We start from the raw sequence: 12,433 nt of genomic DNA, 5'->3' as shown, positions 1-12,433 counted from the left end.
CGGTTTTGAATAATTTTAAATTGAATATTATTTGCATAATAAGTAATTTGCAAATTCAGATGAATATTAAAAAAATCAAGAAAATATTTTATTTCCCGGTTAACTTTTCAATAATTGCTTTATTTATAACAACCTTAATTTGCTGCAATAAAGAGTCAGACCCGTTAATTCCTCCCGCTGAAAGCTCTTCCTGGATAAAGCAATCAACAAATATAACAAATAATCTCAAAGGAATATATTTTACAGATTCACTGACAGGCTATGCATGCGGTAATTCATTCCCAAATGACAGCAGTAAAATAATAAAAACCACCGATGGCGGAGCTTCATGGCATAAAAAACCGGTTCCTGTATCAGCAGCAAGTTTAAACTCAATTTTCTTTACAGGTCAAAATACCGGATATGCCTGCGGTTCACTTGGCAATATAATAAAAACAACGGATGCCGGAGAAAACTGGGCTCTTTTGCCTGTGATAACATCAAACTTCCTGTATGACATTATTTTCTATGACAGCCAAACCGGAATTTCATCAGGTATTAACGGAACAATAATTAAAACAACAAATGCAGGGCTCAATTGGCAAATAATCAGCTTGCCATTTTCAGGTACGCTTTACAGCATTGATGTTACTTTAAACGGGGAGGCTTTCATTTGCGGAGATTTTGGAACTGTTTATTTCAGCAGTGATTACGGCTCAAGCTGGAGCTTACAGCAGACACCTTCTCAAAACACTCTTAAATCAATTTTTTTTACCGATGCAAATACAGGATATTCATGCGGGCAGACAGGTACTTTACTAAAAACTACAAACAAAGGTGTTAACTGGGTCATTCTTCCGCCGCCTGCAACAGATGAGTTCACATCGGTTTTTTTTATAAATGAAAGTACAGGGTTTCTAACCGGGGATATTGGGGCTGTTTATAAAACATATGATGCAGGTAATAACTTTACAAGAAAGAGTACACCAACTGCTAATTTTTTAAGAAAATGTTTTTTTGTTTCACCGCAATATGGATGGATAGCCGGTGAAAGCGGTACTATCATACACTCATCAATGGGCGGGGAATGATCAATTCTTTAAAACACGTTTCAATGTATTTTCCAGCTGGTCATCTTCAAATGGTTTTACAAGGTAGCCATCCGGGCTTAATTCCCCGATCCTGTTAAGAGTTGTTTCATCTTCAAACGCTGTTAAAAATACAATATGTATGCTGTACTTTTCCCGAAGCAATCTTGCAGTATCAAGTCCGTTCAGCTGCCCTTTAAGCTCAACATCCATTAGAATCAGGTCAGGCAGAGATTCCTTAACAAGTTCAAGTACTTTTTCACCAGAATCAGAAATAAACGTTACTTCATAGCCAAGGCTTGCAAGGCACTTGCTGATATCCATTGCGACAATACCTTCATCTTCAACAACTGCAATTTTATTCTTTGTCATTAAGATAAAAAATTAATTACGGGAATTATGTTATTGTAAATTAATAATAATACTGTATTAAATCTATGAAAATCAGAATTTGATATAAATTGTAAAGGAAACAAATTTTTGGTATTTTTGTTAACAATGTTTAAATTTTAAGCGGGAGTAATTCAGTGGTAGAATGCCACCTTCCCAAGGTGGACGTCGCGAGTTCGAGTCTCGTCTCCCGCTCAAAAAAAGTTAAAGGACCTGTTATTATTTGCTCAACATAAATATTTACTCATTCAGCTACAAAAAGAGCGGGATTCCAGCGGATAGTTCATCTAATGGAGGCGGTTTTGTATTCGATTGCAGGTTTATATATAATCCCGGCAGAGAAGAATCATTTAAATCTCTTACGGGTAAAGATAGTGCAATTATAGAATTTCTTGACAGCAATGATGTAATGCAGGACTTTTTGAAAAATGTTTATTCAATTTCCTCTGCAGCGGTTGATAATTACCTGTATAGGGAGTTCGCGAATTTAATGTTCAGCTTTGGCTGTACAGGCGGACAGCACCGTTCAGTTTATTCAGCAGAAAAGCTTGGAGCTTACTTAAAGAATAAATACGGCAGTAAGGTAAATATAAATATATTCCATAACGAATTTCCTTCATTAAACATTAACTAATATCTAAAACAACGGGTAAGTAATTCAAAATATTGGATAACGATAGTTCCGGCCTTCACTCATTGGAAAAAAAGACCTTTACACTTCATCTGATCTCGCAGATCTTCAGCGGAATTGCAATTGGTGTTGTTCTGCTTCAGGATGTAATTCTTAAAAAAACACTTGGCGGCACCGATTTCCAGGTAATGATACTTTCGCTTCTTGTAAGCTCTTCATTTTTATTTTCTATATACGGAAGTGAGCTTGTTAACCGTTCAAGAAGCCGTGCAAAAACAATACTGCTTATTGGCATTACCGCAAAATCATTTCTTATAATTCTTCCGTTATTTGAAAATCCCGTTTACTACATAGCCTGCATAGCTGTAGGCGCATACCTTGATGCACTTTTGCTTTCAATATGGAACATAGTTTTTAAACATAACTACTCAGAAAAGAACCGAAGCAGGCTGTATTCCTATGCTACTTCCTTTCAAACAGTATTTGTTTTGATAGTAACTACTGTCTCCGGATATCTTCTCGATATGAACAGCTCAGTTTATAAAATATTATTTCCTGCAGCCGGTGTTTTCGGTATACTGGTTTACTGGAGCCTTGCCAGGATGATCAATCTGAGCATGGATGATTATTCAGGCAAAAACAAAAAGCAGAAAACATATTACAGCATAAGGCTGATAAAAGATATTGCAGTACTTCCGCTTAGGAACACAGCCAGGATTTTCAGGGAAAATAAACCATTCCTCAGGTTTGAGGCTTATTTCTTTTTATACGGAATGGCATTCATGGTGCTTTCGCCGGTTATCCCGGTTTTTTTGGTAGATAACCTGAAGCTCTCTTATTCCCCTATTTCATTTGCAAAAGGATTGATATTTCACTCAGCTTTGATAATTTTTACCCCGCTTATGGGAAGGTATCACGGCACAGGTAATCCTGCAAAGTTCTGCGGGTATGTGTTCAGTATCCTCGCTCTGTTCCCTCTGGTACTGGTCTCTGCGAAACATTTTGTTTCAATGGGATTAATTACTGATACTGATATTGTAGTGTACATCTCATTTTTTATATTCGGCTTCGCTATGAGCGGAGTTACAATTGCATGGGCGCTAAGCTCAATTTTTTACGCGCCAAAGAACGAAGTATCCAATTACCAGGCTGTACATATAACTTTAACAGGCGTGCGCGGAATTTTCAGTCCTGCCCTCGGTTATGCAGTTATGAAGATATTTGATATTGAATATTCATTTTACCTCTCAGCCCTGCTGTTTTTGCTGGGCGGAATAATGATGTGGAAAGACAGCAGAAAACTTAAAAACTGACTTGAAGATATTAAAAAAAGCTGTAATTTTGTATAACTTTACCAAAAGTAAGGGCGGTTAGCTCAGCTGGTTCAGAGCGCTTGCCTTACAAGCAAGATGTCGGGGGTTCGAATCCCTCACTGCCCACAGATAAGGCTCAAATCAGACGATTTGGGCTTTTTTATTATATAATTTGTCGACTACACAATGTAATTGATGAACAACAATCAATGCACCATAAACTTTGCCATATCCGATTTATGCAGTTTTCCTCGTTTGTTCAAGTAAACTTTTATCATTACAAAGATTATCGGTGTTACAAAAAGCACATGAATAGCTGAAGTAATAACTCCGCCAATCATTGGAACTGCGATTGGTTTTGCAAGATCAGCGCCTGTACCGGTTGCCCACATAATCGGGACTAAACCTATCAGGTTTGTAGCGACTGTCATCAATTTTGGTCTAAGTCTTAATATTGCGCCGTCTTTTGTTGCATCAACAATATCCTTTGTTGTCAATATATCATTTTTTTCGATTAATTTTTTATCCAAAGCTTCATGCAGATATATAACCATAACTACACCTGTTTCAACAGCCAGACCGTACAACGCAATAAACCCAACCCACACAGCTACAGAAAAATTATAATCAAGCATAGTCATCAGGTACACTCCTCCTATTAAAGCAAACGGCACAGATAACATAACAAGAATAGATTCAAGGAAATTTTTAAAAACCATATAAAGCATTACAAAAATTATCAGGAAAACAATAGGCATAACAATCTCCAGGCGTTCTTTAGCCCTAATCTGGTTTTCCCACTGTCCGCTCCATGTATAATAATAACCTTTTGGTAAGTTAGGAGCAAATTTTCTATCCAGAACATCCTTTGCTTCATTTACAAAGCCGCCCATATCGCGCCCTCGGACATTCAGGAATATTATTGAGCGGAGCATATTATTTTCACTGGATATCATAGGAGGTCCCGATGTTATTTTAATATCTGCCAATTCCCCAAGCGGAATCTGGAAAACATTACTTTCGGAACTGTTTGATACAGAAGAGTTGCTCATTTCTGAACCTGCATCCTCCTGCATTGATGAACCAGAGGAGCCTACGGTTACCAATATATTTTTTAATTTATCGATATCTTCCCTGTAATCCCTGAAGTATCTTACACGTATCGGGAATCTTCTTCTGCCTTCTACTGTGTTAGAAATGTTTTCACCGCCAATTGCAGTTTCTATTACATCCTGCACATCGCCAACATTCAATCCATACCTTGAAATAACATCACGCTTGATATCTATATCAATATATTTACCGCCCTGAGTTCTTTCCGCAAATACATCAGCTGCTCCGTTGACCTTCTTTACTATCTCCTCGGCATCTATTGCTAATTTTTCAAGGGTATCAAGGTTATCACCAAATATTTTAATGCCAAGGTCAGTCCTTACACCGGTAGAAAGCATATTTATTCTGTTTATAATAGGCTGAGTCCACGCGTTGCCAACACCGGGTATCTGCATTTTTGAGTTAAGCTCTGCAATTATATCGTTCTTAGTTAATCCTTCGCGCCATTCAGATTTATCTTTCAGTATTATAATAGTTTCAATCATATTCATAGGCGCAGGATCAGTAGGAGTATCAGCCCTTCCAACTTTACCAAGTACGTGAGCAACTTCAGGAACAGATTTAATGATCTTATCCTGCATCTGCATTATTCTTTTTGCTTCTGTGATTGAAACATTAGGCAGGGTCGTAGGCATAAATAAAAGACTTCCTTCATCAAGAGAAGGCATAAATTCGGAACCGCGGTTCATAACTAATGGAACAGTTATCAATAATGCCAATACATTTATGGCAAGAGTTGTTTTCCGGTATTTTAGCGCAAGGTTTAAAACAGGTTCATATAGCATTCTGAAGAATTTACTTACGGGGTTTTTATTCTCAGGATAAAATTTGCCGCGCATGAATAAGGTCATAAGCATTGGAACGAGTGTAATTGTAATAATTGCTGAACCTGCCAGGGCAAATGTTTTGGTAAATGCCAGAGGATGAAAAAGCTTTCCCTCCTGGCCTTCAAGTAAAAATACAGGTAGAAATGATACTACTATAATTCCAATTGAAAAAAATATAGCCCTGCCTACCTGTTTAGCTGATTTAACTGAAATTTCCGTATAATCTATGGTTCCTCCGTTTAACGAAGCTGCTGCCAGGTTTCGGTATGCATTTTCGACCATCACTATCGAAGCGTCAACAAGTACTCCAATAGAGATAATGAGACCTCCAAGGCTCATTATATTTGAAGTAATATTAAACTGTTTCATCAGAATAAATGCTATAAGGATTGAGACAGGTATTTCAATAATAATTCTGATTGCGCTCCGCCAGTGAAATAAAAATATCATAACTATCAGGCTGACTACAATTGCTTCCTCTATTAAAGAGTCTTTGAGTGTGTTGATTGCACTATGTATTAAATCGCTCCTGTCATATGAAGTTTCTATTTTAACACCTTCAGGCAGTCCTTTTTCAAGTTCAGCAAGCTTTTCTTTAACTCTGTCAATAACATCCGATGCATTTTCACCATACCGCATAACTATAATACCGCCAACAACTTCCCCTTCACCGTTCATATCAAGCAAGCCCCGTCTGGTATCACCGCCAATCTGTACAGTTCCAAGATCTTTAATTCTTACAGGTATACCGAACTTTGTATCTTTTATTGTAATCTCTTCTATATCATAAGGGGTTTGAATATAGCCTTTCCCTCTGATAAAAAATTCTTTGTCGCTTGATTCCAGGTTTTTTCCGCCTACATCTTTATTGCTGTTTCTGATTGAGTTAACAACATCATTAATTCCGATTCCGTAAGAAGAAAGTTTAGCAGGATCTATATCAACCTGGTACTGTTTTATAAATCCGCCAATTGAAGCAACCTCTGCTACACCTTCAACTGATGTTAACTGATATTTCAGATAATAATCCTGCAAAGCTCTAAGCTCACCCAGATCGTACTTATCACTTTTTAAGTGATACCAGAAAACATGACCTACCCCCGTTCCATCAGGACCCATTACCGGAGTTACTCCTAGGGGCAGGGTATTTTGCACCTGGTTAAGTTTTTCAAGTACACGGCTTCTTGCCCAATAAATTTCGGCGTTATCTTCAAAAATTACATAAATGAAGCTCATTCCAAACATTGACTGAGAACGAACTGCTTTTACTTTAGGGATTCCCTGCAGATTTTGCGTTAATGGATAGGTTATTTGGTCTTCAATAATTTGCGGACTTCTTCCCATCCATTCAGTAAACACAATTACCTGATTCTCAGATAAGTCAGGTATTGCGTCAACAGGGGTGTTGTATACTGACCAAATTCCAAAACCAGCAATAACCAGATACATCACAAGTATCAGAAATCGGTTACGCGCGGAAAATTCTATTATTTTTTCGATCATAACAATATTCTTTTCAGTGAATTATTTCATATCCGCTTTCTTCAATTGCTTCTGATATCTGCTGTTCTGTTAACTTTTCCTGATCATACTCAACGTAAAGTGAACCGAGCTCTACTTCATATTTATTAACAGGTAGCTGCTTAATAGCATCTTCAACAGATTTAATACAATGATTACAGGTCATACCTGAGATCTTTATTGTTTCTTTCTGCATTTTATTTTTGTGTTTAATTTTAATTAATGACCCATACATCCATGATGACCCTTATGATTATTTCCTTCGTCTTTTTTTTCATCTTTTTTGCTCTCAGTTTCTTTTAACTCTAAATCCATACCGCATTTAGGACATTTGCCCGGTTTTTCTGAAATTACTTCCGGGTGCATTGGGCATGTATAAGTCTTTGATTCGGTTGAATCAGTAATTGATACAAATTTGTCATTATATACAGTTTCAAAATTGGAATTCGGAGAAAAAGCATATAACCCTGCAAACGATAGGAAAAAAGTCAGGATTGATAATATCAATGTTTTTTTGTTTTTCATTTTAGATTATGTTTAAATTAATGTGATGATTTTTCTTTTTGGTCTTTTGGTAATTTGCAGCAATCATCAAGATTCTGGTATGCTGTAGGATCAGCTTTTTTATCATTAGCGTCATAACCTGCCATTGTAATTGCATTTTCTATCTTCGTAAGATCAGTTTTAGATTTATCATAATTTATGTGAGCTACTTTTTCATCTTTATCCACCTTCACATTTATAGTTCCCGGAACCTTATTTACAGCTTTTTCAATATTTTTCTTGCATATACTGCATTGTATCGTTGGAAGTTTTATTTCCACATGCTCTGCGTTCTTATCTGCGGTTTTCTGCATTTCCTGCTCTTTTGTTTGGTTAGATTGCTGTTTATCATTTTGGTTTTCAGTGTTTTCCTTTTTGCCGCATCCAAAAATCAGAAGAACTGCAAAAACCATGAATGAAATTGTGATTGTTTTAATTATTACTTTGTTCATTTTTAACTCCTTCTGCTAATAGCAGATTTTAGTTTTATATTAGTGTTTATGTTCTGTTTCAGTTTTTTTCTCTTTCATATCATTAAGGATATCCTGGTTTGGATTAATTTTTAATTCTTCATTAATATCTTTTTTTGGATCACCACTATGGTTTTCATGTCCTGATGTAAATCCTTTCTGTATCTGCGATTCGCTGTCTATCAGGAAGCCACCCGATATAACAACAAGATCTCCTTCCTGTAATCCTGAGGTTACAGCATAATATCCATCCTGTTCATAGCCAATCTTTACTTCTATTGGTTTAAATACTCCCTTTTCTTTTTCAATGTAAACATAATTATTATCTCCTGTTCTTATCACAGCATTTTTAGGAACACCAATAGATTGAGAAACGTAGGTATTTAACTTAACTTTCAGATACATATCGGGCTTTAATTTCATATCTTTGTTGGAAACATCAATACGAACTTCAAGAGTTCTTGATTCAGGATTAAATACAGGATTAATAAAATTTATCTTCGCCCTTAATACTTCACCCGGGTAAGCAGCAGAATAAATTTCGGCGGTTTGACCGTTTTTGATATACTGCATATCTGATTCATATACATTAGCTATAACCCACACCGAAGAGAGGTCTGCTACATCATAAATATCTTCACCAGCCATTGCCCAATGACCAACATGAACATATTTTTTAGTAATAATACCTGAATATTTAGAATACAATATTGTAGTATTTTTAACAACTTTGTTCCTTTCCAGTTCATCAATTTGCGCATAGGTCATTTCCCAAAGTAATAGTCTTTCCCTTGAAGATGTTACCAGGCTTTGAGCCTGTTCAATAGCCAGCCTGTTGCCGCTATTCTTGATCCGGTTGAAATTATCGATAGCAAGAAGATATTCTTTTTGAGTGGATACGAGTTCAGGTGAATAAATTTCCATAACTTTCTGCCCTTTTCTAACCACTTCACCTTCAAATGTAATAAACATTTTAACAATTTTCCCGGATACTGCCGTAGAAATATGTGCAAATTTACTTTCATTTATTTTTACATATCCGTTAAATGTTTTTTCACCCTGGAACTGCATAGTTTTAACTCGTTCAGTCTGTACATTAGCCAGCACCTGTTGCGAGGGAGATAACTTGACTGTACTGATATCAGCACCATCCAGGTCATGATCGGTTTGTTCGTCATCAACAACTTCTCCTTTTTGTACAAGGTCCATACCGCATATTGGACATTGTCCGGGTCTATCCTGGATGATCTGCGGATGCATAGGGCAAGTATACACTTCGTTTCCGGATGTGACATTATCGTTTTTCTGTATAAACGTAATGTATCCCCAATATCCGCCCGCAATTATGAGAACAGCAGCCAGAACGCCAATAATTATTTTTATAGGTTTATTCATAATACTTTTATTTATAGCATTAATTTTTCAGATTTAAGCCTGTAGCTTTTTCAAGTTCGGCTATCATTTTAAGATACATTGTTACCGATTCATAATACATTATTCTTGATTCCTGGTACATCCTGTAAGCATCAAGAAGGTCGAGGAACCCACCCATATTGGTTTCATACGAATATTGCGCAGACTTCATTGTATTTTCTGTTTGCGGCAATTGAACACTAAAGTAAAATCTCATAGTCTCTTTTAAAGCAGCCATATTATTGACAACAGTTGTAATCTCATTTTTAATCTCATTTTTTTTAAAGCTTAATTCATCAGCTGTGCTTTTGATAATTACTTCATTTCTTTGTATTGCATAATCATATTTTCCGCTGGACCACGGCGCAAAAGGGATATTAACTCCTACCATAAATGCAAAAGCATTTCTCTCTTCAAACGGCAGTATTTTATACCCAAGTTTAATATTAAAATCAGGTAATCGTTCAATTTTAGCCATTTCAAGATCTGTTTGATTCATAATGATCTTATTTTGTAAGGTTCTAATATCCGGTCTGTGAATGAATGCATAATCAATAAGTCTGGAATTTTGTATTTCATTAATCTTAAAACTGCTTTCATTCATCAAATAATCAGTGTCAATATCGGAAAAATTAATTTTTGTTTTTTCATCAACTGCAATTTTTGTAAGCTTTGTCAGTTCAGAAAATATATTTTTCCTTTGCTGCTTTAAAACAAACTCCTCATTCTGAAGGCGTGACATCTCTACCTGAGATTTGAAAACTTCCTGCTGCATACCTTTGCCTACCATATATTGTGCCTCAGCAGATGCGAGAAAGGTTTGCATAATCAGACTGTTATCGTAATTGATCTGCAGCTTTTTATTAACAAGGTAAAGGTCATAGTAATTCATCTTAATCATATTCATAATTTCAATTGCCATTGAAAGCCTTTCACTTTGCATCATTGCTTTTGCATCAAGTACTGATCTTTTTTCAAGAGCAAGTTTGCCCGGGAAAGGGAACATTTGTGAAACAAAAAAATTAATCATTCCTACCCTGTTAAAATCGCTCATAATATCATCAAGTTCAATTTCAAACATTGGGTCAGGCAAAAATGTTTTGGCTTCCGCAAGAGAATTGGAAGCTTCAATTTTAGTTTGCATTGCTGTCAGTTCCGGGTTATTATTTACGGCTGCAAACAGCAATTGGCTCAAAGAAAATACTTCCGATTTTCCGAATGAGTTATTAAAAGAGGTGTCGCTCAAGATATTTTGTGAGCGTGTGTTAAGAAGTGAGTCCAAGACTTTTAACGATGAATTGAACCTGTAAATTGAATCCTTTTTCAGGTAGTTATCAAAACCGTTTTGAGCAAATGCCTTGAAGCCCGTTAAAGCAAATATTGCCGAAACAAATAAAATGAATTTAGACATGATCTCATATTTCCGATTTTAAAAAAATATATAAAATAATTTTATAACAAATTATTCTGCAGTAAAACCTGGAATCGAAACGAGATTATTTTAGATTAGAAGAGAAGATGTAAAAACCGGTATGTCAATTTCGGGATGGTAAGTGTCCTGAGGTGAATAAATAAATAAACTATGGTTTATGATATCAAGATCAACTGTAGATATATAATATAAACAAATATTTACAAAAGAGTCGTGTTCCTGAGAATTATTCTGATTAAGAAGTGTATTTGTATTTGTAAGTTCAGCGGTTTTTTCCTCACAGCATTTTGAGTTTTCCTGTGTAAAGCTTACTCCTCGGAAGCGTACTTGTTCTTTGTGACTGCATTCACAGCTGCTGCTATCTCCGGTCATTTCGCAAAACATTAATTGAGTTGCAAAGCTAAAATTTGATAAAATCAGCATTAATGACAAAAAAACTACAAAGTATTTTTTGAACGCTTTTTTCACAACGTAAAGTTAACCATTTCTATGAATCAAAACAATGTCAAAATCAATAACCTGTAAAAATTGGATTTAGTTTCACTTATAAAGCCATTCGATTGAATTAACACCTTGAAAATGACCTAAAAACCCTTAATTTTGTATATATGTAAAGTTAATTTCATTCATTTTTTAAGGGATTAAGTGAAGAATACCAAGATACTGTTACTGATTTCCATAGCTGTGATTTTTGGAGTTAACTTACTTTCAGGTTCCATAAACTCTTATTACTACCAGATAATAATTTATTGCGGAATTAACATTGTACTTGCAGCCAGCCTTAATTTAATTAACGGTTATACAGGTCAATTTTCTTTGGGTCACGCCGGTTTTATGGCAATTGGAGCATATGTTTCTGCAGCGCTCAGCACTTATTTTGCACCTGCATTACTTTCTGTATTAGGTGATGGAGTTCTGGGCAGATCATTATGGTTCATTTTTGTCTTACTCGTAGGCGGAGCTGGGGCAGCATTTGCCGGAATAATAGTTGGAGTTCCTTCGCTTAGGCTTAAAGGAGATTATCTTGCAATTACTACACTTGGATTCAGTGAAATAATCAGGGTTATTATTCAGAACTTAAATGTCATTGGCGCTTCACAGGGATTCCGCGGTGTATATATTTATGATAACGGCGTAAGAAGCCTTGAGATGGTTCCGGAGCTTAGCAATGTTGCATACAAATTTTATGATATCCCTAAATACACAGATTTTTTCTGGGCATTTTTAGTTGTAGCATTAATAATATTCGGTATTACTAACCTGATGAAATCAACCTATGGCAGGGGCTTTATCGCTGTAAAAGATGACGAAATAGCCGCCGAAGCAATGGGTATAAATACAACTAAATTCAAAGTTACAGCATTTATAATCGGCGCGTTTTTTGCTGGTGTAGCAGGCGGCTTATATGCCCACTTCCTGCAGTATATTAATCCCGAAGATTTTAACTTCCTGCGCTCAGTTGAAATAGTAGCAATGGTAATCTTAGGGGGAATGGGAAGCACACCCGGCGTTGTTATTGCCGCTATTGTTTTAACTGTACTGCCTGAATTATTAAGGGATGTACAGCAATACAGAATGATAATTTATGCCCTGCTGCTTATAATTATGATGCTGCTGAGACCACAGGGGTTATTTGGCTTAAAACTTGAGCGTAAAGCCAAAAAGATCACACCTGAGCAGCCTCCTGATGTTACATTAAAAGATTAAATTAAT

General features: G+C 36.0%; 10 protein-coding genes, 2 tRNA genes and 1 pseudogene. 6 read left to right on the top strand and 7 right to left on the bottom strand.

Features of this window, described 5'->3' with window-relative positions:
* The first annotated feature begins 59 nt into the window (after window positions 1-59).
* On the top strand, window positions 60-1,070 hold the full coding sequence (locus J0M37_10800) for a hypothetical protein (GenBank protein MBN8585572.1): 1,011 nt from the start codon (window positions 60-62) through the stop codon (window positions 1,068-1,070).
* Here the strand turns inward: J0M37_10800 and J0M37_10795 are convergent, their stop codons facing one another.
* Complete coding sequence (locus J0M37_10795) at window positions 1,071-1,439, bottom strand: response regulator (protein ID MBN8585571.1); 369 nt, start codon at window positions 1,437-1,439, stop codon at window positions 1,071-1,073.
* 141 nt (window positions 1,440-1,580) lie between these two features.
* On the opposite strand from J0M37_10795, the gene J0M37_10790 reads away from it, so the two are divergent.
* From J0M37_10790 to J0M37_10775, 4 genes are all read left to right on the top strand, one after another.
* A tRNA-Gly gene (locus J0M37_10790) sits at window positions 1,581-1,652 on the top strand.
* Between the two features lie 28 nt (window positions 1,653-1,680).
* Entirely contained in the window at window positions 1,681-2,091 is a 411-nt protein-coding gene (locus tag J0M37_10785; GenBank protein ID MBN8585570.1) for an ATP-binding protein, read from the top strand.
* A 32-nt stretch (window positions 2,092-2,123) separates the two neighbouring features.
* Entirely contained in the window at window positions 2,124-3,401 is a 1,278-nt protein-coding gene (locus J0M37_10780; GenBank protein ID MBN8585569.1) for an MFS transporter, read from the top strand.
* Between the two features lie 51 nt (window positions 3,402-3,452).
* A tRNA-Val gene (locus J0M37_10775) sits at window positions 3,453-3,527 on the top strand.
* Between the two features lie 80 nt (window positions 3,528-3,607).
* Here the strand turns inward: J0M37_10775 and J0M37_10770 are convergent.
* The 6 genes and pseudogenes from J0M37_10770 to J0M37_10745 all read right to left on the bottom strand — a co-directional run bounded on the left by J0M37_10770 (window position 3,608) and on the right by J0M37_10745 (window position 10,699).
* Window positions 3,608-6,844 carry an efflux RND transporter permease subunit gene (locus J0M37_10770; protein MBN8585568.1) on the bottom strand — a complete coding sequence of 1,079 codons (3,237 nt, stop codon included), beginning with the start codon at window positions 6,842-6,844 and terminating at the stop codon, window positions 3,608-3,610.
* Window positions 6,845-6,857: 13 nt separating this feature from the next.
* Window positions 6,858-7,058 carry a heavy-metal-associated domain-containing protein gene (locus J0M37_10765; GenBank protein MBN8585567.1) on the bottom strand — a complete coding sequence of 67 codons (201 nt, stop codon included), beginning with the start codon at window positions 7,056-7,058 and terminating at the stop codon, window positions 6,858-6,860.
* 98 nt (window positions 7,059-7,156) lie between these two features.
* A pseudogene (locus tag J0M37_10760) lies at window positions 7,157-7,387 on the bottom strand (hypothetical protein).
* 17 nt (window positions 7,388-7,404) lie between these two features.
* Window positions 7,405-7,857: a heavy-metal-associated domain-containing protein gene (locus J0M37_10755; GenBank protein ID MBN8585566.1), complete on the bottom strand. Its 453-nt coding sequence runs from the start codon at window positions 7,855-7,857 to the stop codon at window positions 7,405-7,407.
* 39 nt (window positions 7,858-7,896) lie between these two features.
* A complete protein-coding gene (locus J0M37_10750) occupies window positions 7,897-9,270 on the bottom strand; it encodes an efflux RND transporter periplasmic adaptor subunit (protein ID MBN8585565.1) in 1,374 nt (457 codons plus the stop codon).
* Between the two features lie 19 nt (window positions 9,271-9,289).
* A complete protein-coding gene (locus J0M37_10745) occupies window positions 9,290-10,699 on the bottom strand; it encodes a TolC family protein (protein ID MBN8585564.1) in 1,410 nt (469 codons plus the stop codon).
* Window positions 10,700-11,365: 666 nt separating this feature from the next.
* On the opposite strand from J0M37_10745, the gene J0M37_10740 reads away from it, so the two are divergent.
* Window positions 11,366-12,427, top strand: coding sequence for a branched-chain amino acid ABC transporter permease (locus tag J0M37_10740; GenBank protein MBN8585563.1), 1,062 nt, complete (start codon window positions 11,366-11,368; stop codon window positions 12,425-12,427).
* The last annotated feature ends 6 nt before the right edge of the window (window positions 12,428-12,433 follow it).

The organism is Ignavibacteria bacterium, assembly GCA_017303675.1.
In the GTDB taxonomy this organism is placed as follows: domain Bacteria; phylum Bacteroidota; class Ignavibacteria; order Tepidaquicellales; family OLB5; genus OLB5.
Note: the sequence above shows the minus strand (reverse complement) of the source record. Positions and strands in the feature narration are given on the sequence as shown.